A 24935-nucleotide genomic window follows, 5' to 3' on the forward strand; every position below is an offset into this window, starting at 1 on the left:
TGGCCGCAGTCCTGGCCACCGCCGACGCGGATGACGACGTGGAGTGGACGGTCTCGCTGGACTCCACCATCTGCCGGGCCCATCAGCACGCGGCTGGGGCCGTGAAAAGGGGGCTGCGCGACGGTCGGAACCCGACGATCACGCACTCGGACGTTCTCGTGGCGGCCTGAGTACGAAGGTACATCTGGCCAGCGATAACCGGGCACGGCCGTTGGCCCTCTACGTCACCGCTGGTCAGGCGGGTGATGCTCCGGCATTCGAGGCCGTCATGGCGAGAATCCGCGTCCCGCGACGCGGACTCGGCAGGCCCCGGACTCGACCGGAGACCGTCCTCGCGGATCGCGCCTATTCTTCCCGCGCGATCCGTAGCCATCTCCGACGGCGAGGCATCCGCGCCGTCATCCCGCAGCCTGCCGACCAGGTCGGACACCGCCTGCGGAGAGGGCGAGCCGGAGGCCGGCCACCAGGCTTCGACGCGGAGGCGTACAAGCAGCGCAACACCGTCGAACGGTGCATCAGCCGCTTGAAGCAGTGGCGTGGTCTGGCGATGCGCACGGACAAGCTTGCCCTGGCCTACGAGGCTGCTTTGCACTTGGCGGCCATCCTGATCTGGTCCCGCTCGACGCGGTGATCAGAGCAGCTCGTGCACGACCAGACGCGACTGCCTCCCTGAAAAGACGCTTCGCAGGGCTCGAGCTTCGCGGTTCCGGGCCGCGAAGACTCCTCGTTTGTCCACGTGCACGACCAGGACGTCATAGCTGTCGATGACCTCGGAGATGCCCCGCGTCTGGATGGTGTCCCGCCAGGCTTCCGTGTTCCGGCCAAACCACTCCGGCAGTCCGCAAGGCTCAGCCACGGCGTCCCAGAAGTCATCGAGCATCTCGATCGACCTACCCCGCAGGTCAACCACCAGCTCCGACTCAATCCTCTTGGCCATCACGACAGAGTAATCGGCCCTCATCCAAGGCGTCAGACCTCCAAAGAGACAGGACCGCTGGCCCAGCAGGCCGCCTGACCCGCCGGTAGCGGCCCTCGGGCGCCCTCAGGAGGCGGCCACGTGGGCCACGACACGGAAGACGCGGAAGGGGCCCGGAGCGGTGAAGCTCCGGGCCCCTTCGCCTGCGTGCGCGGTGCGTACGCGGACGGCTACCGTCAGGCAGCAGCGCCGCCGCGGCCGTTCATCAGACGCGGCAGGAAGCGGAAGCCGATGCCGCCGGCGATCATCGTCGCGGCGCCGACCAGCAGGAACGTGGTCTCCGCTGCACCGGTCTCGGCGAGCTCCTTGCCGTCACCCTGAGCGGCGTTGTTGGAGGAGGCCGGAGCCTGCTCGCCGGTGTCGGTCAGGGCCGAGGAGCCCTGGTCCTGGGTGACGTTGTCGTTGCCGCCGCCGTCGGGGGAGGTGTTGTCGCCGCCACCACCGTTGCCGCCGCCGTTGCCGTTTCCGTTGTCGCCACCGTTGCCGTTGTCGCCGCCGTTACCCGGGTCGGTCGGGTTCGTCGGGTCGGTGGTGCCCGGGTCGGTCGGGTCCGTGGGATCCGTGGGGTCGTCCGTGGGGTCCGTCGGGACGGTCGGGTCGTCCGTCGGGTCCGTGGGAACCGTGGGGTCGTCCGTCGGGTCCGTCGGGACGGTCGGGTCGTCCGTCGGGTCCGTGGGAACCGTGGGCTCGTCCGTCGGCTCGTTCGGGTCCGTCGGGATGGTGGGCGGGTCCGTGGGCTCGTCGTCGTCGCCGAGGCTCACACCCAGGCCGACACCGCTGGAGTCCGCGCTGACGCCGATCTCGAGCGCCGAGGCGGCGCCGGCGGCGGTCAGCGAGGCGCCGGCCGCGATCACTGCGCCGGCCGCGATGCGCGCGACACGGATGCGCGTCTTCTTCGTCATGTAGTTGCTACCCCCAGTAGCCGATTAGTCGGTGAGGCCGCACTCGGGGGCCGTGATCGACGGGGGGCGGCTGCGTGTGTGCTCGAGCCCCCCGGTTCACATGCGCCCCAGAAATACGCATGCCGCGCCTCACCATTCCGAATGTTCAAAGCAACGTCAAGGCCATTGCGTACGCGATGTCCAGGTAAGGGACGTATGCCGGACACAAAGGGTGTGAGTGTGATGCAAAACCCAGACATCACCGGCGAACAGCGGGCAGACAAAAGGCAACTGCCGCCCGAAGAGCGGCAGTTGCCTTGTCGACAAAGCGGCGATTCCGATTGCCGTTACTTCTCCCGCTGCTTGCGCCAGCGAATACCGGCCTCGAGGAAGCCGTCGATCTCGCCGTTGAACACGGCCTCGGGGTTGCCCACTTCGTGCTCCGTGCGCAGGTCCTTGACCATCTGGTACGGGTGCAGCACGTACGAACGCATCTGGTTGCCCCAGGAGTTGCCCCCGTCGCCCTTGAGGGCGTCCATCTTGGCCTGCTCCTCCTGGCGGCGCCGCTCCAGGAGCTTGGCCTGGAGGACGTTCATGGCGGTGGCCTTGTTCTGGATCTGCGAGCGCTCGTTCTGGCACGAGACGACGATGCCGGTGGGGATGTGGGTCAGGCGCACCGCCGAGTCGGTGGTGTTGACGCCCTGGCCGCCGGGGCCGGAGGACCGGTACACGTCCACGCGCAGCTCGGACTCGTCGATCTCGATGTGGTCGGTCTGCTCGACCACGGGCAGGATCTCGACGCCCGCGAAGGAGGTCTGGCGGCGCCCCTGGTTGTCGAAGGGCGAGATGCGCACCAGCCGGTGGGTGCCCTGCTCGACGGAGAGGGTGCCGTAGGCGTACGGCGACTGCACGGCGAAGGTGGTCGACTTGATGCCGGCCTCTTCCGCGTACGACGTCTCGTAGACCTCGGTCTTGTAGCCGTGCTGCTCGGCCCAGCGCAGGTACATGCGCTGGAGCTTCTCGGCGAAGTCGGCGGCGTCCACGCCACCCGCCTCGGCGCGGATGTTGACGAGCGCCTCGCGCGCGTCGTACTCGCCCGAGAGCAGGGTGCGGACCTCCATCTCGTCCAGCGCCTTGCGGACGGCCGCGAGCTCGGACTCGGCCTCGGCACGGGTGTCCGGGTCGTCCTCCTCCTCGGCCATCTCGAAGAGCACGCCGAGATCGTCGATCCGGCCGCGCAGGGCCTCGGCCTTCCGCACCTCGGCCTGGAGGTGGGAGAGCTTGCTCGTGATCTTCTGCGCCGCCTCGGGGTCGTCCCACAGGGAGGGCGCGGCCGCCTGCTCCTCGAGCACGGCGATGTCTGCCCTCAACTTGTCGAGGTCCAGGACGGCCTCGATCGACTCCATGGTCGAGGAGAGGGACTTCAGCTCTTCGGATACATCGACGACTGCCACGCATCCAGCGTAACGGCTCCGTCCACCGGTCCACGCCGGGCGGGTCCGGGCGCGGACGCCGGCGGCGGTCCGGGGCTCAGGGAGCGGCCGGTGCCGAGTTCCGCGTGTCCTGGGGGCCGCCGCCCTCCTCGTCACCGCCCGTGGCCAGCCACGTACCGACGCCGACCGCGGCCACCAGGGCGACCGCGCCCGCGCTCACGGCGATGCGGCGCCGGCGCGCGGCGGCGCGGTTGCGGGCCGAGCCGGGGCGCGGGGCGCCCGAGGCGCGCGGGGCGCGTGCGGTGCCGCGGGCACCGCCGGCCAGCTCGTCCGGGGCGGGGACGCGCATCGAGGTGTGGGTGTCGCGGTTGGAGTCGGCCGGCTTGGCCCCCGGCACCAGGGGCACCGCGCCCCGGCGCCGGACGGGCTCCGCGGCGGACGCGGGAGCGGCCGGGGACGCCGGGGACTCGTCGGGGCCGTCCTCCTGCTGCTCGGCGTCGGGCTCGTCGACGTCCAGCGGGCCCATGCCGACGAGCATCGGCAGCAGCTCGCGCAGCCGGGCGCTCAGCTCGGAGGCGCGCAGCCGGGAGGCCGGGGCCTTGGCGAGACACTGGACGAGGAGCTGCCACAGCTCGTCCGGGATGCCGGGGAGCGGGACGACCGTCTCGGTCACGTGGCGGCGCAGTACCGCGCCGGGGTGGCCGCCGCCGAACGGCGTGAAGCCGGCCAGCAGCTCGTACAGGACCGTGGCGAGCGCGTAGATGTCGACCGCCGCGCGCGGGGGCAGGCCCTCGACGATCTCGGGGGCCAGGTAGTCGGGCGTGCCGATGATCTTCGTGGCGCGGGTGCGGCGCGGGGTGTCGATGAGCTTGGCCACCCCGAAGTCCGTCAGCAGCGCCGGGTGCGAGCCGCCGGGGCCGAGCGGGCCCTGCATGTCGAGCAGCACGTTCTCGGGCTTGACGTCGCGGTGCACGACCCCGGCGGCGTGGGCCGCGGCCAGCCCGTCGGCCACGTCGGCGACGACGGCCACCGCGGCCTCGGGCGCCAGGCGCCGCTCCCGGTCGAGGCGGGTGCGCAGGTCGGTGCCGCGGACCAGGTCCATGACCAGCGCGAGGTCGTTGCCGTCGACCACCAGGTCGCGCACGGAGACGACGTGCGGGTGCTCCAGGCCGAGCAGGGCGGTGCGCTCCTGCACGAAGCGGGAGACGAGTTCCTGGTCGGACGCCAGGTCCTCGCGCAGCAGCTTGATCGCGACGGGTCCGTCGGGACCCTCGCCCAGCCACACCGTGCCGGCGCTGCCCCGCCCGAGGATCTGGTGGGCGGTGTACCGGCTGCCGATCTTCCGTGCCAAGACTGCTCCTACCGACGCGTGTTGCGCCTAAAAGTACGCGCCTGAGGAGCCGACCTTCACCGCGGAGGCGGAAATCACCCTCCGGATGTCGACAAGTCTCCAGACTCGGCCCGGCTCAGCCGCCGGTGGAGCTTCCGCCGCCGGAGCCGCCCAGGTCCCCGATCCAGTCGGTCACGGTGGTGAACCAGTCGCTGAGCTGCGCCCAGTACCCCTTGCCCGTGCCGATCCAGTCCTGGAGCGGGCTCAGCTCCCAGACGAGCCAGCCGGCCACGAAGAGGACGACGATCGTGACCAGGCACCCCTTGAGGCAGCCGAGGCCGGGGATGCGCATGGGGTTGGCGCTGCGCTGCCGCGGCGGCCTGGGCTCACGCCGGGGCTGCTGCGGCTCGGGCACGGGCGGCGGGGCGTACCGCTGCGGCTGGGGCCGTTGCGGCTGCGGGGCCTGGGGCTGCGGGGTGGCGTACCGCTGCGGCTGTTGCTGCTGCGGGTAGCCGTAGCCGGGCTGCTGGGGCGGCGGGCCCTGCGGGGCCTGCTGCGGCGGACGGGAGACCTGCCGCTGGGGGCGGCGGCGCAGCGGGTCCTGGTTGGGGTCGAGGTACTGGACCTGCGTCTGCTCGTTGCGGTCGCGGGCGGCGCGCAGCTGGTTCTGCCAGGGGTGCGGGTCCTCGGGCCCGCCCTGCCCCGGGGCACCCGGCCCGCCCGGCGGCACGGGCGGCATGACGGCGGTCGGGTCGGCGGCCCCGGTGTTCGGGAGCACGGCGGTGGGGTCGGCGGCGCCGGCCGGGCCTCCGGTGTGCGGCAGGACGCTGGTCGCGCCGTTCGGGTCGTAGCCGCCGTCGGGGCTGCCGGGGACCTGCGCGGGCGCCGGGTCGGGGGCGAGGAGCACGCCCACGCTCTCGGCGGCGCCGATCTGCGCGCTGTTCGCGTGCACGCCGATGCCCTCGGCGACGACGCGCAGGCCGCGGGCGAGGTTCTCGGCGCTGGGGCGCTCGTCCGGGTTCTTGCGCAGGCAGCGCTCGATGACCGTCCACAGCGGGTCGGGGACGGTGGAGGGGCGGCGCGGTTCGGCGCTCAGGTGCTGGTGCAGCACCTCGAGGGCGGAGCCGCCGCCGAACGGGGGCCGGCCGGTGACCAGCTCGTACAGCAGGATGCCGGCGCCGTACACGTCGACGGCGGAGGTCTGCGGGCGGCCCTCGGCGGACTCCGGCGCGACGTACGCGGGCGTGCCGACGAACTCGTGGGTGCGGGTGAGGCCGGGCGAGTCGGCGAGACGGGCGATGCCGAAGTCGGTGAGCATCGGGTGCATCTCGCCGCCGGTCTGCTTCAGCAGGACGTTGGCCGGCTTCAGGTCGCGGTGGACGACGCCGTCGGCGTGGCTCGCGGCCAGTGCGTCGGCGATCTGCGCGGTGAGCAGGGCCGCCGCAACCGGGGTGAGCGGCCCGTTTTCCCGCAGATAGCGGTGGAGGTCGGGGCCGTCGACGAGATCCATGACGAGGGCCAGCAGCTCGCCCTCGACGACCAGGTCGCGGACCCGGACGATGTTGGGGTGGGTGAGCCGGAGCAGGACGGAACGTTCGCGCAGGAAGCGCATCACGATGTCGGCGTCGCTCGCCAGCTCTTCCTTGAGGACCTTGATCGCGACGGTCTCGCCGGGCTGTCCGGCCACGGCCGCCTCGGCGCCCGCGGTCTCGCGCTGGCGGGCCCGCCAGACGGTGCCCGTGGCGCCGCGGCCGAGGGGCTCCTCGAGGAGGTACTTGCTGCCGACGGGCCGCACGTCATGCGCTCCTAGTTGCTTGCTGGCTGTTCGGACCCACTGTCGCAGAAGCGGTCGGTCGACGGCGGGTCCCAGTCGGACCCCAACTGTAATGCCGCCTCCGGACCACGTTCGAAGGAAAGACGCGCGACCCGGTCCCTTGGTTGCCGCTGCCCGTTCGCGACCGATCCCAAGCGGACGGCATTCGGTCATCCGCGGGGCACCCGTCAGGCATTTTTGGGGGCAGAGCCGACCAATCAAGATCATTTGACGGCGGGCGGCGGGCGCGTTGTCAGTGGCAGGTGCGAGGATGCGTGCAGTACTGGCCGACGTGCTCGTGTGACGGTGGGGGAAGTCCGCGGTGGGGGACCGTGGTGGCGGCTTCCGTCCCGGCGTGCGTGCGCCCGCGCGAAGGGACCGCTTACGGCGATGCAGATCCGGCTGACCGTCGTAGACCCGCTGGGCCCGCATGCCTCGGCTGCTCCCGCCGCCCCGACCGCTCCGGCTGCCGGGGCCGCTGCGGTGGAGAGCCGCCCCGCCCGCTGTGACGTACTCGTCACCGCACCGGCCGGCACGGCCCTGGCCGCGGTCGCCTCCGCACTGGCCGCCACGCTCCCCGGCGAGGGCGCGGGCTCCGGCCAGGTGGTGCTGTACGCGGGCGCGCAGCGCCTCGACGCCCAGCGCAGCACCCTGGGCGAGCCCCCGCTGATCGACGGTGCCGTGCTCTGCCTCGGCGCCCCGGGCGAGCCCGACCCGCACGCCGAGCCGGCGGACGTCCCGGCCCAGCTCCACGTGGTCGCGGGCCCCGACGCGGGCGGCGTCCACCTCCTGCACGGCGGCCAGATCCGGCTCGGCCGCTCCGCCGACGCCGACGTCGCGCTCGACGACCCGGACGTCTCCCGCATGCACTGCGCGGTCACCGTCGGTCCCGACGCCCGCGTCTCGGTCGCCGACCTCGGCTCCACCAACGGCACCACCCTGGACGGCGCCCGCGTGGGCGGCCGTCCGGTCCGCTTCGCGCCGGGCGCGCTGCTGCGGATCGGCGAGTCGGCCCTGCGGCTCGTGCCGGTGCCGCCGGCGGCGGAGGCGCGGGTCGCGACGACACCGGACGGGGAGGGACACGTACGGCTGTCCGGGCACCGGACGCCCGCGTCGGGCGGCGGGGACGGTGACGCGGTGGCCCACGCGCGCGTGGCCGACGGGGCGGAGGGCGACCCGCGCGGGTCCGGTGGGACGGGCGGTGCCGCACCCGGCCCCACGGGCCACGGCACCGGGGCGGACGGCACGGCCCGGCCCGGCGGACGTACCCACCATGCGTACGGCACGTCGGCGGACGGCAGGGGCGCCGCGCCCGTCGAGCCGCCGCAGGTCCCGGGCCAGGGCGGCGCACCCCGCATCGAGAGCCACGGCACCGGCCCCGTGGCGGGCCTGCCCCGGCAGTCCCCCGCGGGAGGCGAGACGCACGGCGGCACGGGGGGCGTGGGGGCGTATCCGGCCGGCGGACCGGGAGCGGGCGGGTACCGCGCTCCGGGCCCGCCCGACGAGGACGCGCACGGCACCGGGCCGTCCACGCCGGGCGCGTACGGCACGAGCGCCCGGGACAGTGGCGCGTACGACACCGGCGCGACCGGTGGGGACGCGTACGGCCCAGGCGCGTACGACCCCGGCGCCCTCGGCGCCGGCGCTTCCCGCACCGGGCGCAAAGGGACCCCCCTGCGCGGGACCGAAGCGCCGCAGGAGGTGCGCCGGCGCGGCGGGATAGGTGCGTGGGCGCGGCGACTGACCGGCGGGCGCGCAGTCGCTCCGGAGACCGGCGCGTCCGACGCCCACGCGTACGACGACGTGGCGGCCCGACCGGCACCGGCGGCCCCGTCCGGCACCTCGCGCGCCCCGGAGACCTGGCCGGACCCCGCCTCACTGCTGCTGACGGCGCTGGGACCGGGGCCCCGGCTGTGGGAGCGCGGCCCGGACCACCCGGAGGCGCTCACCGTACGGCTCGGCACGGCCGACCGGATGGCGCCGGGCGGTGACGTCCCGCTGCCGGCGGTGCCGGTGACCGCCGACCTGCGCGAGGTCGGCGCGCTCGGCCTCGCGGGCCCGCGCGAGCGGCTCACCGGGCTGGCCCGCTCGGTGCTGGCCCAGCTCGCCGCGCTGCACTCGGCCGATGCCCTGGAGATCGTTCTGATCAGCGCGGACCGCTCCCGTCCGCTCGCCGAGCGGAACGCCGAGTGGTCCTGGCTCGGCTGGCTGCCGCAGGTGCGCCCGGGACACGGCCAGGACTGCCGCCTGCTGCTCGCCCACGACCGCGAACAGGCCACGGCCCGCGCCCTCGAACTCCTGCGCCGCCTGGACGACCGCCTCGCGGACGAGGCCCGGTCCGGAGCGCACTCCCCGCAAGCGCCCACGGACCCGGACCCGGCCACCCCGGCCACGGAGACCGCCCGGCGGCAGCCCTCCCGGGCTCGCCCCGGCGAGGGGACCGACCCGGCCGACGGCTTCTCCGGCCCGTTCACCGTGGTCGTCGTGGACGGGGACCCCGGCGGTGCCGACGTGCGCGAGGCGGTGACGCGGCTGGCCCTGGAGGGCCCCCGGGCCGGGATCCACGTCGTGTGTCTCGCCGAGACCGCCCCCGCCTCCCCCACGTCCCCGGTGACACGGACGTACGAGGCGGCCTGCGCGGTGGCGCCGGTGTTCCGGGAGTGCGGTGCCGTGGCGCTGCTCAGCGGCGACGTGGCGACGACCCTGCGGCTGCTGCGCGTCGCCCGCACGGGCACCGGCGCCGGCACGGACACCGGACAGGAGGCGGGCGCCCCGTCCGCTCCCGCCGGCCCGGTCGGTCACGGCACCCTCGGCACGCTGGACGCCGTCTCCCTGCCCTGGGCCGAGCGCTTCGCGCGCGCCCTGGCCCCGCTGCGCACCGACGTCTCCACCACCGGCGGCGAGCACCACGCGCGCGTGTCCGCACCGCTCCCCCGGACGGCCCGGCTCCTGGACGAACTGGGCCTGGCCCGCGCCACCCCCGCCTCCCTGATGGCCCGCTGGGCCGCCGCGGCCGACGACACGTCGTCCCTCGGGGGACGCGCACAGGCGGTGCTGGGCGCCGGTCCGCGCGGTCCCGTCCCGGCCGACCTGGTCGCCGAGGGACCGCACCTGCTGATCGAGGGCCCGCCCGGCAGCGGCCGCACCGAGCTGCTGCGGGCGCTGGTCGCCTCGCTCGCCTCGGCCGAACGCCCCGACCGGCTCGGCATCGTCCTCATGGACGGCCAGGACAGCGTGAGTTCCGGCGGCGCCCACGGCGAGGGTCTGCGCGTGTGCACGGACGTACCGCACGTCACCACCCACCTCACCGCCAACGACCCGGTGCGGATGCGGGAGTTCGCCCAGTCCCTGAGCGCCGAGCTGAAGCGGCGCGCCGAGCTGCTCGGGCGGTCGGACTTCGCCGAGTGGCACACCGGGCGCGAGGTGTCGGGGCGGCTGGTCGCCCAGCGCACCCCGACGCCGCCCGGACCGGCGCCGGCCTCGGACACCGGCTCCGGCTCCGGCTCCGGCTCCGGCTCCGGCTCCGGGGACGTCGAGTCCCCGCCCAGCTCCACCCTCCGACTGCGCCCGGCCGCGGCACGCCGCCGGACGGCGCCCGTCCCGCCGCTCCCCCGCCTGGTCGTGGTCGTCGACGACCTCGACGCCCTCGTCGCTCCCCCGCTCGGTTCCCCGGGGCGCCCGGCCGCGGGGTCGGTGATGCGGGCCCTGGAGGCCGTCGCGCGGGAGGGCGAGCGGCTCGGCGTCCACCTGGTGGCCGCCACCGCCCCCGGCGGCCGCACGGAGAGTACGGAGCCCGCCCTGCGCGCGACCCTGCGCGTCACCCTGGACGCGCCCGTGCCGGGCCCGGACGAACCGACGCCCGGACGCGGCCGGCTGGCCCACCCCGACGGCCGCACCACCGCCTTCCAGGGCGGCCGGGTCACGGGCCGCATCCCGCGCACGGCGACCCTGCGCCCCACGGTCGTCCCCCTGGAGTGGCACCGCATGGGCGACCCGCCCACCCGCCGCCCCGTACGCGAACTGGGCAACGGCCCCACCGACCTGGCCCTGCTGGCCAGCGCCCTGGACCGGGCGGCCCGCGAGGTCTCGGCGGCGGAGGTCCCGTCGCTCCTTTGACCCGCGTTTGGTTTCGGCAGGGGCCCCGCGACGGGACGGGGCGGGCACGCGGTACGGCCGTCCGCCCGCGGCCCGGTTCTACGGTGCCAGGGTGCGCAGGACGCAGAACTCGTTGCCCTCGGGGTCTGCCATGACCACCCAGGTCCGGTCCGCACCCTGACCCACGTCCGTCCTGGTGGCGCCGAGGCCGAGCAATCTGCTGACCTCGTCCTCGGTGCTGCCGTCGATCGGGCTGACGTCGAGGTGAAGCCGGTTCTTCACGGTCTTTCCCTCGGGCACCCGGATGAACAGCAGGGTGGGCGGCATCTGGCGGGCCCGAACATCCTCGACGGTCGGCACCCAGGAGCCGATCTCGACCTTGCCCTCGCTCCGGTCGATCGCCTCGAAGCCCAGGACCTCGCACCAGAAGGCGGCGAGCCTCTCCGGATCGTGGCAGTCAACGGTCAGCTCGGTGAACCTACTTGTCACGACTCTCCCAGATGGTGCGGACGGAACTCGGAGTATTGACCATGCCGCCGTCCGACAGCCCCTTCGACCCCGGCGGCTCCTGATCACGGTCACGACGCGGTCACGAAACCCCGGTTGGCCGCGGACGCGCCCTTGCCGCCCTCACCCCCCTGGCGTACACCAGAGCGCACGGGACAGCGCCGAGCGTTCGACGACGAACGAAGAACGGGGCAGTGATGCGCATGAGCAGCACCATCCGGACAGGCAGAACCGTCAAGAGGACCACCCGCGCCGCCGCCACCCTCGCCGTGGCAGCACTCGCCCTCTCGCTCACCGCGTGCGGCGGCGACGACAACGGCGGCGGTGACGACGGCGACAAGGGCGGCGCGAGCAAGCAGCCGGCCTCCACCGTCACCCTGCCGAAGCTGGACGGCGAGAGCCTGGAGGTCGCCGCCGTCTGGACCGGCACCGAGCAGGAGAACTTCAAGAAGGTCCTCGCCGAGTTCGAGAAGCGCACCGGCGCCAAGGTGACCTTCGTGCCCGCCCAGGACCCGATCATCAACTTCCTCGGCTCGAAGATCGCGGGCGGCGCCCCGCCGGACGTGGCGATGCTCCCGCAGCCCGGCGCCATCAAGCAGGCCGTCGAGAAGGGATGGGCCAAGCCGCTGGGCGCCGAGGCGACCAAGGAGCTGGGCGAGAACTACTCGCAGGGCTGGCAGGACATCGGCAAGGTCGACGGCAAGCAGTACGGCGTGTACTACAAGGCCGCCAACAAGTCGCTCATCTGGTACAACGCCCAGGTCTTCGAGAACGCGGGCGCCGCCGAGCCCAAGACCTGGGACGAGCTGCTCAACACCGCCCAGATGATCTACGACTCGGGCGTCACCCCGTTCTCGGTGGGCGGCGCGGACGGCTGGACGCTCACCGACTGGTTCGAGAACGTCTACCTCTCGCAGGCGGGTCCGGAGAAGTACGACCAGCTCGCCCAGCACGAGATCAAGTGGACGGACCCGTCCGTGAAGGACGCCCTCACCACGCTCGCGGAGATCTGGGGCAAGAAGGACTTCGTCGCGGGCGGCGCGTCCGGCGCGCTCCAGACGGAGTTCCCGGCCTCGGTGACGCAGACCTTCACCGGCGGCGAGCAGCCCAAGGCGGGCATGGTCTACGAGGGCGACTTCGTCCAGGTCAACATCGCCGAGACGAAGGCGAAGGTCGGCACGGAAGCGAAGGTGTTCCCGTTCCCGGCCGTGGGCGACACCGCGCCGGTGGTGTCCGGCGGCGACGCGGCCGTGGTCTTCAAGGACTCCGAGGCGTCCCAGGCGCTGGCCACCTGGCTGGCCTCGCCGGACGCCGCGGCGATCCAGGCGAAGCTCGGCGGGTTCCTCTCGCCCAACAAGAGCGTCGATGCGTCGGTGTACCCGAACGACGTGCAGAAGAAGATCGCCGAGGCGCTGGTCGCGGCCGGTGACGACTTCCGCTTCGACATGTCGGACCAGGCCCCGCAGGCCTTCGGCGGCACCCCCGGCAAGGGCGAGTGGAAGACGTTGCAGGACTTCCTGAAGAACCCGAAGGACGTCGCGGGCGCCCAGGCGAAGCTGGAGGCGGACGCGGCCGCCGCCTACGGAGGCTGACGCGATGACGTCGGCGACGGCGGCGGGAGCCTCACGGGGCCCCGCCGTCCCCAAGTCACCCAAGTCGCGCAGGAGCGTGACCGGCACCCGGAAGTCCGTGGTGGTGCTGTTCCTGCTGCCCGCCCTGGTGCTGCTCGGCGCGCTCGTGGTCTACCCGATCGGGTACTCGCTGATCCGCAGCTTCTACGACCAGTCCGGCGACTCCTTCGCCGGGTTCGACAACTACGAGACGCTGTTCACCGACGACGGCATCCGCACCGCCCTGAAGAACAACGTCATCTGGGTGGTGTTCGCGCCCACGGTCGCCACCGCGCTCGGCCTGATCTTCGCGGTGCTGACCGAACGCATCCGCTGGGGCACGGCGTTCAAACTGGTCGTCTTCATGCCGATGGCGATCTCGATGCTCGCGGCGGGCATCATCTTCCGCCTGGTGTACGACCAGGACCCGGACAAGGGCGTCGCCAACGCGGTGTGGGTCGGGGTGCACGACACGTTCGCCGAGTCGTCCGCGTTCCCGAAGGCGCACCCGGGGCGTGACTCGCCGCTGAAGCCAGCGGGCGGCGGCGCGTTCATCACCAAGCAGCCGGTCGGCGCGGGCACCCCCGTCGCCCTGCCGCTGGTGGGCGTGGCCCCCGACCTGATGCCCGACGGCGCGAAGAAGGCCGCGACCGCCGAGCCCGCGGACGGGAAGGTCACCGGCACCACCTGGCAGGACTTCACCCGCGGCAAGGGCGTCGGCAAGCTCGGCGGCGTCGACGCGGCCGAGCTGGGCTACGCCGGGATGAAGATCGAGGCGGTCAAGGACGGCGAGGTCGTGGCGACGGCCACGGCGGCCGGGGACGGCACCTTCACGCTGCCCGCGGCGGCCGACGGGGCGCTGCTCAGACTGCCCGCCGACAACTTCAAGGAGCCGTACAACGGCCTGAACTGGCTCGGCCCCTCCCTCGTCACCCCGGCGATCATCGGATCGTACGTGTGGATGTGGGCGGGCTTCGCGATGGTGCTGATCGCGGCGGGGCTGGCCGGCATGCCCCGGGAGCTCCTGGAGGCGGCCCGGGTGGACGGCGCCAACGAGTGGCAGGTCTTCAGACGGGTCACGGTGCCGCTCCTGGCACCGGTCCTCGCGGTCGTCGTCGTCACCCTGATGATCAACGTGCTGAAGGTCTTCGACCTGGTCTTCATCATCGCCCCGGGCTCCTCCCAGGACGACGCGAACGTGCTCGCCCTGGAGCTGTACCGCAAGGGCTTCGCCTCGGACCAGCCGGGCGTCGCCAGCGCCATCGCGGTGTTCCTGCTGCTCCTGGTCGTCCCGGTGATGTGGTTCAACGTACGGCGACTTCGGCGGGAGGTGCGGCGATGACCGCGGACGCGGGTTCCCTCACCCCGGCCACCACGACGACGGCACCCGGGAGGACCGTCAAGGCGAAGCAGTCCCTCGGGTCCCGGCTCGCGGAGGTCGTCAGCGGCGGGCTCGTCCGGGTGTTCCTGATCGTGGTGGGGCTGTTCTGGCTGGTCCCGACGATCGGGCTGCTGCTGTCCTCGCTGCGCACGCCCCAGGACATGGCGGCGAGCGGCTGGTGGAAGGTCTTCACCGAGCCGTCCCGGCTGACCTTCCAGAGCTACGAGGAGCTGCTGAAGAACGGCGACATCACGTCGTCCCTCCTCAACACCGCGCTGATCACCGTCCCCGCGACCGTCCTGGTCGTGGTCATCGGGGCGCTGGCCGGGTACGCCTTCGCGTGGATGGACTTCCCGGGCCGCGACTGGTGGTTCCTGGCGGTGGTCGGCCTGCTCGTCGTGCCCGTGCAGGTCGCCCTCATCCCGATCGCCGAACTCTTCGGCAAGATCGGCCTGTTCGGTTCGATCCTCGGCGTGATCCTCTTCCACGTCGGTTTCGGCCTGCCCTTCGCGGTGTTCCTGCTGCGGAACTTCTTCGCGGAGATCCCGAGGGAGCTGCTGGAGGCGGCCCGCCTGGACGGCGCGGGCGAACTGCGGCTGTTCGCACGGGTGGTGATGCCGCTCGGCGGGCCCGCGATCGCGAGCCTCGGCATCTTCCAGTTCCTGTGGGTGTGGAACGACATGCTGGTCGCGCTGATCTTCTCGGACTCCGGGAGCCAGCCGATCACGGTCGCGCTTCAGACCCAGGTACGGCAGTTCGGCAACAACATCGACGTGCTGGCACCGGGGGCGTTCATCTCCATGGTGATCCCGCTGGCCGTGTTCTTCGCGTTCCAGCGGCAGTTCGTCTCCGGCGTCATGGCGGGCGCCGTCAAGTAGCGCCACGGGAAACCACCCTTGAGGGGGCGGGCCGGTCTCCGGTCCGCCCCCTCATCCGTACGGGCACCACGTCCCCCGAATGCCGCAGGAGCCGTAACCAAGTCGTTCCGGCGGCCGTTGCCGGGCAGTACGCCCGCGTCGATCCCGCCGACCCATGGATGTCCCCGTGCCCCGGTTCAGTGTCATCGTTCCCGCGTACCAGGTGCAGGCGTATCTGCACGCGTGCCTGGAGTCGGTGCTGGCCCAGTCGTACCCGGACTTCGAGGTGATCGTGGTCGACGACTGCTCGCCGGACGCCTGCGGGGCGATCGCCGACGAGTTCGCGGCCCTGGACCCGCGGGTCCGCGTCGTCCGCCTGCCGCGCAACGAGGGCCTGGGCCCCGCCCGCAACGCCGGGACGGAACGCGCGCGCGGCGACTACCTGGTCTTCCTCGACGGCGACGACACCCTCACCCCGCACGCGCTGCGGAGCATCGCCGACCGGATCAAGGAGACCGGGGAGCCGGACGTCCTGGTCTACGACTACGCGCGCACGTACTGGACCGGCGAGACGGTCCGCAACCAGGCCGCCGCGCACCTCACCGAGCAGGGCCCGGCGCCGTTCCGGCTCACCGACCGGCCGGGACTGCTGAAGCTGCTGATGGTGGCCTGGAACAAGGCGGTGCGGCGGGAGTTCGCCGAGCGCGAGGGCCTCGCCTTCCCGCCGGGCTACTACGAGGACACCCCGTGGACGTACCCGGTCCTGATCACGGCGGGGTCCCTCGCCACCCTGGACCGGGTCTGCGTGCACTACCGGCAGCGCCGCCGGGGCAGCATCCTCGGCACGCCGAGCGAGCGGCACCTGGACGTGTTCACGCAGTACGACCGCGTCTTCGCGTTCCTGGACGCGCGCGGGGAGACGCACCCGGAGGCTCGCGAGGAACTGGCCCGCTGGCGGCCGCTCCTGTACCGCCGCATGGCCGACCACCTGACGACGGTGTACACCCGCCCCGACCGCCTCCCGCGCCATCTGCGCGCCGAGTTCTTGCGCCGGGCCCGCGTCCACTGCCGCCGCTACCGGGTCCCCGGCGCCCGGGCCCCGCTGCCCGTCCGCCTCCGCCACGCCCTGCTCCGCCTGGGCCTGCGCCGCACCTACGGAGCCCTGCGGCTCGCCTCCGCCCTGCGCCGCCGTACGGCGGAGGGCACGGGCGCGCTCCTGCGCACCGCCCGCTCCCTCGCCCTCCGCCTGCACTACCGCGCCCAGCGCTGCCTCCCGCTCCGCGCCGACCGTGCCGTCTTCGCCGTCGAGGGCCACCGGGGGTACGGCCGCGACCCGGGCGCGCTGGAGGAGGCGTTCCGCCGTCTCGCGCCGCACGTGCGCACGGCGTGGGCCGCCGACCCCGTGCACCACCACACCGTCCCGCCCGGCACCCGGCGCCTGGCCCCCGGCACGGCCGCCCACCGGACGGCCCTGGCCCGTTCCCGCTACCTGGTGTGCGACGCGGCCTTCGGCCCGGACCTGGTCCGGCGCCGGGGCCAGGTCCTGGTGCAGACGCAGGCCGGGACGCCCCTCAAGCACATGGGCCTGGACCTCCAGGAGCGCCCGGGCGCCGCGCGCGGAACCGACTTCGCCGGGCTGCTGCGCGAGGTCGACACCTGGGACTACGTGGTCTCCGCCAACCGCCACTCCACCCTGACCTGGGAACGCGTCCACCCCGGCGGCTGGACCACCCTGGAGTACGGGCAGCCGCGCACCGACGTCCTCCAGCGGGCGACGGCGGCGGACGTGGCCCGGCTGCGCGAGACCCTGGGCATCCCCGAGGGCACGGTGGCGATCCTGTACGCGCCCACCCACCGCGACTACCGGCGCACCCAGCGGTCCGCCCTGGACCTGGAGCGTGTCGTGCGCCGGCTCGGCCCGCGCTTCACGGTGCTGGCCCGCGCGCACCCCGCCCACGGCGGCCCGCTCACCGCCTCCGGCGGCCGGGTGCTGGACGTCAGCGACCACCCGCACGTGGAGTCGCTCTGCCTGGCCGCGGACGCCCTGGTCACCGACTACTCGTCCCTGATGTTCGACTGCGCGGGCCTGGACCGCCCGATCGTGCTCCTCGCCGACGAGCCGGAGGCGTACGAGGCGGTCCGCGGCACCTACGTCGACCTGCGGTCCTTCCCGCCGGGCGCGATCGCGCGGGACGAGGACGAGCTGATCGGTGTCTTCGCGAGCGGCGACTGGCACGGCGCCCGGGCCGCGCGGCTGCGGGCCGCCTTCCGCGAGCGGTTCTGCCCGTACGACGACGGCCACGCCGCCGACCGCGTCGTACGCCGCGTCGTGCTGGGCGAGACGGACCTGCCGCCGGTCGTGCCGCTCGCCGGGCGCCGCCCCGCGCCCTCGGCCGCGGCCGCCGTCGCCCGCGCCCCGCTGGCGACGGTGCCGCAACCCGCGGGGCCCCGCACCGTCACCGACAGCCTCTGACCACCGTTTGCCCCACGGGAGTTCCCATGTCCCGCAGTTCGTCGTCGCGGCCCACTCCGACCCGGCCGCCCACGTGGCGGCCGACGGGACGGCCGGGCCGCCACCACGACCTGTAGGGCACACGAGCGAAGGAAGAGAAAGAGCAGCATGCCCCGCTTCAGCATCATCGTCCCGTCCCATGGGGTCGCGGGGCGGCTCTCCCAGGCACTGGACTCGGTCCTCGGCCAGTCCTTCGGCGACTTCGAGCTGATCCCGGTCTGCGACGGCCCGGACTGCGCCGCGGCGGACGTCGCCGGGGAGCACGCCGAGCGGGACTCCCGGGTGACGCCCGTGCACTCGCCGCCGTCGGCCGGTCTGGCCGGCGCGCGCAACACCGGGATGCGGGCGGCGACCGGCGCGTACCTGCTGTTCCTCGACGGCGACGACGTCCTCGTGCCGGGCGCGCTGGCGGCGCTCGACGCACGCCTCGCGGACACCGGCGGCGTCGACGTCCTGTACTTCGAGTACGAGCGCGTGCCCTGGTGGGAGGGCGAGACCACCAACCCGGCCGCCCCACTGCTCGCGAAGACCCCGGACGGCGCCTTCGCCCCCGACCGCGCCCCGCACCTGACCGGTGTGCACCTGCCCGCCTGGAGCGCCGTGCACCGCCGCACCTTCCTCGGCGAGCGCGGGCTGGACTTCACCGACGGCCACTTCACGGACGTCGGCTTCGGCGCCCGCGTCGCGGTGCGCGCCGAGCGCGTGGCGGTGCTGCGCTCCGTGGCCGTCCGGCACCGGGCGCGCCGCCAGGGCAACCGGCTGAACCTGCCCGGCGAGCACCACATGGACCTGCTCGACCAGGCCGAACTGGCGCTCACGTACGCCACCGAGCGGGGCCTGCCGCCCGAGCGGCTCGGTCCGCTGTTCGAGCAGCTGTTCGCGGCGGTCCTGAAGACGGCCACCCACCCCCGGCGCCTGACCCGCCCCGGGCGCCGCGCCTTCTACCGCCGGGCCGGCCGCCTCTACCGGCGCCACCGCCCCGCGGGCTTCCGGCCGCCGGGCGGGCGGCTCGGCGTGCAGCACCGGCTGCTGGCGTCGGGGTCGTACGCCGGCTTCCGCTGCCTGCGCGCCGCCAACCGGGTGGCGACCGGCGTCCTGCGCCGCCTGCCGTGGCCGCGGGGACTGCGCACCCGGCTGCGCTACCGCCGCCACCTGCGCCGCCCGCTGGATCCGAACCTCGTCGTCTACTGCGCCTACTGGGGCCGCGGTTACGCCTGCAACCCGGCCGCGGTCCACGCCAGGGCCCGCGAACTCGCCCCGCACCTGAGGTCGGTGTTCCTGGTCGAGCCGGACCAGGCGCACACCGTGCCGGAGGGCGTCGAGCACGCCGTCATCGGCAGCAACCGGTACTGGGAGGTGCTGGCCCGCGCCAAGTACCTCGTGAACAACGCCAACTTCGCCGAGGGCGTGGTCAAGCGCCCCGGCAGCGTGCACGTGCAGACGCAGCACGGCACGCCGCTGAAGACGATGGGCGTGGACCAGTCGCCGTACCCGGTGGTGGCGGCGGCCACCGGCAGCTTCACCAAGCTCCTCGCCCGCGTGGACCGCTGGGACTACAACCTGTCCGCCAACCGGCACTCCACCCGGATGTGGGAGCGCGCCTTCCCCGGCTCGTACGAGCACCTCGAGTACGGCTACCCGCGCAACGACGTCTACTGCACGGCGACCGCCGAGGACGTGGCCCGCGTGCGGCGCGAACTGGGCGTCCCGGAGGGGAAGACGGCGGTTCTGTACGCGCCCACCCACCGGGACTACGAGACCGGGTTCGGCGCGGGCGGCCTGGACCTGGAGGCGTTCTGCGAGGCGGCCGGCGAGGACGTGGTGGTGCTGCTGCGCGCCCACTACTTCTACGACCGGGGCGGGAAGCGGGCCCGCACCGGCCGGGTCGTCGACGTGACCGCGCACCGCTCCTCGGAGGACGTGTGCCTGGCCGCGGACGTGCTGGTCACCGACTACTCCTCCATCATGTTCGACTACGCCAACCTGGACCGCCCGATCGTCGTGTACGCCGACGACTGGGACGTCTACCGGGAGACCCGGGGCGTCTACTTCGACCTCATGGCGGCCCCGCCCGGGCCGGTGGCGCGCACCCCGGAGGAACTGGCCCGCGTGTTCGCCGACGGCGCCTACGCGGGCCCGGAGTCCACGGCGCTGCGGGCGGCGTTCCGGGAGCGGTTCTGCGAGTTCGACGACGGCCGGGCCGCCGAGCGCGTCGTGCGCCGGGTGCTGCTCGGCGAGCCGCCCGAGGCGCTGCCGCCGGTGATCCCGCTCGCGGAGCGCGTCCCGGCCCCCGCCGCCGCCACCCTCGTAAGGAGCTGACCCCGCCGTGCCCCGCTTCAGCGTCATCGTCCCCTGCTTCAAGGTGCAGGGTTTCCTGCGCGAGTGCCTCGACTCGGTCCTGGACCAGTCCTTCCGGGACATCGAGGTGATCGCCGTCGACGACTGCTCCCCGGACGGGTCGGGGGCCATCCTGGACGAGTACGCGGCCCGCGACGACCGGGTCCGCGTGCTGCACCTGGAGGAGAACGTCGGCCTCGGCCGGGCCCGCAACGCCGGGCTGCCGCTGGCCGGCGGCGACTACCTCTTCTTCCTCGACAGCGACGACACCCTCACCCCGGGCGCCCTGCGCGCCATGGCCGACCGGCTCGCCGAGACGGACGATCCGGACGTGCTGGTCTTCGACTACGCGCGCACCTACTGGTGGGGCGGCACCCGGCGCAACGTCCTGGCCCGGGTGCTCGCGGAGGCGGGCGACGGCACGTTCACGGCGGCCGGGCACCCGGAGATCCTCGACCTGCTGATGGTGGTGTGGAACAAGCTCTACCGGCGGGACTTCGTCGAGCGCGAGGGCTTCACCTTCCCGCCCGGCTACTACGAGGACACGCCCTGGACCTTCCCGGTCATGTTCAGCGCGGAGCGGATCGCCGCACTGGACCGGATCTGCCTCAACTACCGGCAGCGCCGCCAGGGCAACATCCTGTCCACCACCAGCCGCAAGCACTTCGACGTCCACGCGCAGTACGAGCGGGTCTTCGCCTTCCTCGACGCCCGCCCGGAACTGGCTTCCCGCTGGCGGGCGTTCCTGCACGCCAAGATGGGCGAGCACTGCCTGGACATCCTGTCCAAGCCGGACCGCCTGCCGCCGTCCGACCGGGCCGAGTTCTTCCACCGCACGGCGGAGATGTTCCGCGCGTACCGGCCCAAGGACGCAGCGGTACCGGCCGAACTGCGGGTGCTGGAGGGGTCGTACGCCGCCTACCGGCTGCGCCGGCGGTCCGGGCGGGCGGCGCGGGAGCTGGAGCGCCGGACCCGGCAGGCGCGCGGCGCGGCGGCCGGGCGGGTGCGCCGCGCCGCGAGCGCCGTGCACGTGCGCCGTCCCCTCGACCCGGACCTCGTCGTGTACTCGGCCTTCTCCCACCGGGGCGTGCTGGGCGACCCGGCGGCGATCCACCGCGCGGCCCGTGAACTCGCCCCGCACCTGCGGGGGGTGTGGGTGGTGCGCGACGAGGAGTGCGCGGCGGACCCCGCCCTGCTGCCGCCGGGCACCGAGCACGTGCTCCTGGGCAGTGCCGCCTGTCGCCGGGTCACCGAGCGGGCGGCGTTCCTCGTCAACAACGTCAACTGGCCCGGCACGGTGGCGAAGCGGGAGGGCAGCGTCCACATCCACACCCACCAGGGCACCCCGCTCAAGTACATGGGAGTCGACCTGCTGGGCAGGCCCGGCGCCCGGCACGGCCTGGACGTGCCGCAGATGCTGCGCCGGGCCGACCGCTGGGACCACAGCCTGGTCGCGGGCCGGTACGCGGAGCGGATCTGGGAGCGGGCCTACCCCTGCCACTTCGCCTCCGCGCGCACCGGCAGTCCGCGCAACGACGTCCTGGTGAACTCCGGTCCCGAGGACGGCCGCCGGGTGCGCGAGCGGCTCGGTGTCCCCGACGGCCACACCGTGGTGCTGTACGCGCCGACCCGCCGCGAGTACCGGCGCGGCGGGCTCGTCGAGCGCCTCGACGTGGCCCGGCTCGCCGCCGACCTCGGCGAGGACCACACCCTGCTGGTCCGCCTGCACCCCTCGCTCGCCACCGGCCCGGCGCGCGGTCTGGGCCTGTCGGAGCTGCACCGGCGGGGCGTGGTGGTCGACGCGACGGACGAACCGCACGTCGAGGACCTGATGCTCGCCTCCGACCTGCTGATCACCGACTACTCCGCCCTGATGTTCGACTACGCCCTCCTCGACCGCCCGATCCTGATCCACGCCGACGACTGGGGCCCGTACGCGGCGACGCGCGGCACGTACTTCGACGTCACCGAGGAGGCCCCCGGGCACGTCTCGCGCTCCTACCGGGAGCTGGCGTGGCTGCTGGCGTCCGGGGCGTGGCGGGACGAGGAGGCGGCCCGGCTGCGGTCGGCCTTCCGGGCCCGGTACTGCGAGTACGAGGACGGCCGGGCCGCCGAGCGGGTGGTGCGGACGCTGTTCCTCGGGGAGCCGATGCCCGGCCCGGAGCCCTCGGGCGTCCCCGGCGCCCGGGGCGTCCCGTCCGGACGCGACCTGCTGCCGTCCACATGAGACCCCGCGGCGCGGCCTCGGGGGTGCTGGTCCTGGCCGCCGTGTTCGCCGTGCTCCAGCTCGCGAACGTCACCGGCCGGGACACGCCCGACACCAAGAACTACCTGTCGTACGCGCTGAGCCTCACCGGTCAGAGCAAGCGCGCGGCGGCGACGGCCACCATCGACTACGTGTGCGCGAGCCGGGCGGAGCGGGCGCGCCGGGACCAGAGCGTGCACGTGGTGCGCTTCCACCGCGCCGACCCCACCGCCGAGGTGACGGCCGAGTGCCGCGAGCAGGAATGGGCGGTGGTCGAGCCTCGGCTGGCGGCCGGGCAGACCGGCGGGCACACCGTGCCGTACATGCCGGAGCGCTTCATGCGGATCTTCGAGGCGCGACCGGGCTATCCGGCGTTCCTGGTGCCGTTCGTCCTGGCCTTCGGAGTGACGTGGGGCCTGTGGGCGGCGGGAGTCGTGATCGCGTGCGCGGGCGGGGTCCTGGTCTTCCTGGTCCTGCGCACCCTGGCGGTGCCGGTGCCGCTCGCCCTGACGGGGCAGGCGCTGTACTACGTGCTGCCGTGCGGGACGACGGCGATGCGCCCGATGACCGAGGGCCTGCTGATGGCGCTGACCCTGGCGGCGGTGTGGGGCTGCGCGCTGGCGCTGCGGGCGGGGCGGCCACGGGCCGGGCTCGCCCTCGTCGGCGGTTCGCTGCTCGCCCTGTTCACGGTGAAGCACTCCCAGGCGCTGTTCCTGGGCATGTGCCTGGCGGCGGCGGGCGGGGTGACCGCCCTGCGGCGGCACCGGCGACGGGAGCGGGGGCGGGGCGGCCCGGCGCCCCGGGAGGTGCTGGCGCTCGCGGCCGTCGGCCTGGCGGGCGCGGTCGGCACCCTGCTGCTGGCGCGACTGCTGCACTACCCCTCCGAGGCGGACAGCCTCCAGGACCTGCTCACCGACCACTTCAACCGCCCCGACCGGGAGCATCCGTGGCCGGAGTTCTGGCAGTTGCAGGGCAACTTCTGGGTGGAGTGGCTGCGCAGGCAGGCCTGGCAGCCGCTGTTCGTGGCGGCGCTGGCCGCCGGGGCGTGGGGCGCGCTGCGGCGCGGGGGCGCGGTCGGCGGCTTCCTGGTCGCGGCGGCGTTCACCGGGCTGCTCACGCAGGCGGGGCACCCGGACATCAACATCTGGGGCGAGCGGCTGATCGTGCTGGCGTGGCTGCTGCCGGTGGTGGGGGTGCCGCTGCTGCTCGAGCCGGTGGTGCGGGGCAACGGTGACGGCGACGGCGACGGCCGGGTGCCGCTCCCGGTGCGGAGGGAGCGGAACCGGGCCGAGGCGGTCGGCTGAGCGTCACCCGTTGAGGTGACTTGAGGTCATGGGCGGGACCCCATCGGGAACATACCGCAAATGTCCCGAATGCCCTTTTCCCTGACCGTCCTGTGAGCGCCGACGTCCTCGTCCGGCGGCCCGTGCGCGGCGCGACGGCGCTGCGCGGCGGCCGCACCTGGCGCCCGACCCCGTACCTGGCCGCCGGTTTCTGCTTCTTCCTCGTGATGACGCTGGCGTACTGGGCGGTGCCGCTGTGCTGCGACGCCGGGCAGCACGCGGCCGTCGTGGAGCGGCTGAAGGCCGACCTCCTCCACCCCCGCCACCCGATGGCCGACCTGCCGGGCGCGGGCAGCGCGTACTACTCGCCGTACGCGGTGGCCGAGGGCGCGTTCGCCCGGCTGACGGGGCTGGGCGGCTGGGAGGTGGTGCGGCTCGCCGGGCCGCTGAACCTGCTGGTGCTGCTGACCGGCCTGAACCGCTTCGTGCGGGTGCTGACCCCGCGGCCGTGGGCGCCGGTGCTCGCGCTGGGCGCGATGACACTGCTGTGGGGCACCGAGCGGGCCTGGTGGAGCGGCTATCTCGGGCTGATGTCGATGACGGGCAACCTCGGCTACCCGTCGGCCTTCGCCATCGGGCTCACCTTCTGGGCCTGGGCACTGACGGGCGCACGGGCGAGGGACACGCGCCGGGTGCGGTACGTGGGCCCGGGCGGGCTGCGCGGCCTGCCCGGATACGCGGCGCTGGGCGCCCTCTACGGCTCGATCCTCCTCGTCCACCCGATCACCTCGGTGGCGGCGGTGCTCGGCGCGGTGGCACTGGTGGCCGGGTGGCAGCGCGGGTGGCGCGGGCCGGTCGTGGGGCGGTGGGCGCTGACGGGCGCCGTGGCGGTGGGAGCGGCGGCGGCCTGGCCGTACTTCGACGTGTTCGCGCTGGCCGGCGACGGCAGCGTGGACGCCATGCACCGGGTCCTCTACCTCGACCTGCCCGGGGAGTTCTGGCTGGCGCTGCTCGGCCTGCCCGCCCTGTGGGTGCGCGGGCGCCGCTCGCGCCGGGACCCGCTGGTGCTGATGTTCGCGCTGGACTGCGCGGTGGTGGCGTACGGCTGGTTCAGCGGCCACTACACCTACGGCCGCATCCTCGGGCTCACGCTGGTGCCGTTGCAGTTCGCCCTGGCGGTGGAGCTGGCGGCGCCCCGGCCGTGGGGGCGGTGGCGGGCGGCGCTGGGCTGCACCGCGACGGCCGGGGCGCTGCTCGGGTTCCTCACGGTCCACGCGGGGGCGGTGGTGCCGCGTGCGCTGGACCCGGTCGGCTTCGAGCAGCCGCCGCGGTGGCCGGCGTACGAGTGGGCGGCCCGGCACATCGGCCCCGGCGAGGTGGTGATCACCGACGGCTACTACGCCGGGCACGCCATCGCCGGGTACGGCCCGAACCTCGCGGCGCCCGCCTGGCCGGACCCGTCGCTGGACGAGCGGGAGCGCGGGCGGCGGGTGGCCGACGTCGAGGCGTACCTCGCGCCGGACTCGACCCGCGCCGAGCGCACCGCCGTCGTCCGCCGCTACCACGTCCGCTGGCTGCTGCTGACCCGCTGGCACCCGGTGCCGGAGGAAGCGGTGGTGGTGGCGTGGAGCGAGCGGACGGGGGAGGTGCTGGCGCGGGTCGGCTGAGCGCCGCC

15 protein-coding genes and 1 pseudogene are annotated in these 24935 nt (G+C 74.1%); 10 read left to right on the plus strand and 6 right to left on the minus strand.

What is annotated here, in order from left to right; genetic code table 11:
• Positions 1-631: pseudogene (locus Sco07f_RS38480) on the plus strand (IS5 family transposase); the annotation flags it as partial.
• Here the strand turns inward: Sco07f_RS38480 and Sco07f_RS38485 are convergent.
• The 5 genes from Sco07f_RS38485 to Sco07f_RS38505 form a co-directional block, all read right to left on the minus strand.
• The gene (locus Sco07f_RS38485) at positions 632-937 is read right to left on the minus strand and encodes a barstar family protein (RefSeq protein WP_087792868.1); all 306 of its coding nucleotides are present in this window, start codon (positions 935-937) and stop codon (positions 632-634) included.
• Between the two features lie 215 nt (positions 938-1152).
• Complete coding sequence (locus Sco07f_RS38490; protein ID WP_108990673.1) at positions 1153-1878, minus strand: hypothetical protein; 726 nt, start codon at positions 1876-1878, stop codon at positions 1153-1155.
• 326 nt (positions 1879-2204) lie between these two features.
• Positions 2205-3311, minus strand: coding sequence for a peptide chain release factor 2 (gene prfB, locus Sco07f_RS38495; RefSeq protein WP_030402050.1), 1107 nt, complete (start codon positions 3309-3311; stop codon positions 2205-2207).
• Positions 3312-3387: 76 nt separating this feature from the next.
• A complete protein-coding gene (locus tag Sco07f_RS38500) occupies positions 3388-4641 on the minus strand; it encodes a serine/threonine-protein kinase (RefSeq protein WP_054100756.1) in 1254 nt (417 codons plus the stop codon).
• A 115-nt stretch (positions 4642-4756) separates the two neighbouring features.
• Positions 4757-6415 (minus strand): serine/threonine-protein kinase, encoded by a 1659-nt coding sequence (locus tag Sco07f_RS38505; protein WP_087790725.1) that lies wholly within the window; start codon positions 6413-6415, stop codon positions 4757-4759.
• Between the two features lie 408 nt (positions 6416-6823).
• Here Sco07f_RS38505 and Sco07f_RS38510 point away from each other — a divergent pair, with 408 nt between their 5' ends.
• Positions 6824-10549: an FHA domain-containing protein gene (locus Sco07f_RS38510; RefSeq protein WP_108990674.1), complete on the plus strand. Its 3726-nt coding sequence runs from the start codon at positions 6824-6826 to the stop codon at positions 10547-10549.
• A 78-nt stretch (positions 10550-10627) separates the two neighbouring features.
• Here Sco07f_RS38510 and Sco07f_RS38515 read toward each other — a convergent pair whose 3' ends face one another.
• Positions 10628-11017: a VOC family protein gene (locus Sco07f_RS38515; protein WP_108990675.1), complete on the minus strand. Its 390-nt coding sequence runs from the start codon at positions 11015-11017 to the stop codon at positions 10628-10630.
• Positions 11018-11232: 215 nt separating this feature from the next.
• Here Sco07f_RS38515 and Sco07f_RS38520 point away from each other — a divergent pair, with 215 nt between their 5' ends.
• The 8 genes from Sco07f_RS38520 (at position 11233) to Sco07f_RS38555 (ending at position 24927) form a co-directional block, all read left to right on the plus strand.
• Positions 11233-12627: an ABC transporter substrate-binding protein gene (locus Sco07f_RS38520; protein ID WP_108990676.1), complete on the plus strand. Its 1395-nt coding sequence runs from the start codon at positions 11233-11235 to the stop codon at positions 12625-12627.
• Between the two features lie 76 nt (positions 12628-12703).
• Complete coding sequence (locus tag Sco07f_RS38525) at positions 12704-13987, plus strand: carbohydrate ABC transporter permease (RefSeq protein ID WP_042826260.1); 1284 nt, start codon at positions 12704-12706, stop codon at positions 13985-13987.
• A complete protein-coding gene (locus Sco07f_RS38530; protein WP_087790721.1) occupies positions 13984-14904 on the plus strand; it encodes a carbohydrate ABC transporter permease in 921 nt (306 codons plus the stop codon). Before Sco07f_RS38525 ends, Sco07f_RS38530 begins: the two co-directional genes overlap by 4 nt.
• A gap of 166 nt (positions 14905-15070) precedes the next feature.
• Positions 15071-17356 (plus strand): bifunctional glycosyltransferase/CDP-glycerol:glycerophosphate glycerophosphotransferase, encoded by a 2286-nt coding sequence (locus Sco07f_RS38535; protein WP_167468347.1) that lies wholly within the window; start codon positions 15071-15073, stop codon positions 17354-17356.
• A 147-nt stretch (positions 17357-17503) separates the two neighbouring features.
• Positions 17504-19714 (plus strand): bifunctional glycosyltransferase/CDP-glycerol:glycerophosphate glycerophosphotransferase, encoded by a 2211-nt coding sequence (locus tag Sco07f_RS38540; RefSeq protein WP_108990678.1) that lies wholly within the window; start codon positions 17504-17506, stop codon positions 19712-19714.
• A 7-nt stretch (positions 19715-19721) separates the two neighbouring features.
• On the plus strand, positions 19722-21959 hold the full coding sequence (locus tag Sco07f_RS38545) for a bifunctional glycosyltransferase/CDP-glycerol:glycerophosphate glycerophosphotransferase (RefSeq protein ID WP_108990679.1): 2238 nt from the start codon (positions 19722-19724) through the stop codon (positions 21957-21959).
• Positions 21956-23281 carry a hypothetical protein gene (locus Sco07f_RS38550; RefSeq protein ID WP_108990680.1) on the plus strand — a complete coding sequence of 442 codons (1326 nt, stop codon included), beginning with the start codon at positions 21956-21958 and terminating at the stop codon, positions 23279-23281. The genes Sco07f_RS38545 and Sco07f_RS38550 overlap by 4 nt, the downstream gene beginning before the upstream one ends.
• A 92-nt stretch (positions 23282-23373) precedes the next feature.
• A complete protein-coding gene (locus Sco07f_RS38555; RefSeq protein WP_108990681.1) occupies positions 23374-24927 on the plus strand; it encodes a hypothetical protein in 1554 nt (517 codons plus the stop codon).
• Positions 24928-24935 lie beyond the last annotated feature (8 nt).

The sequence above is a fragment of the Streptomyces coelicoflavus genome (genome assembly GCF_003112555.1).
GTDB lineage: Bacteria > Actinomycetota > Actinomycetes > Streptomycetales > Streptomycetaceae > Streptomyces > Streptomyces coelicoflavus.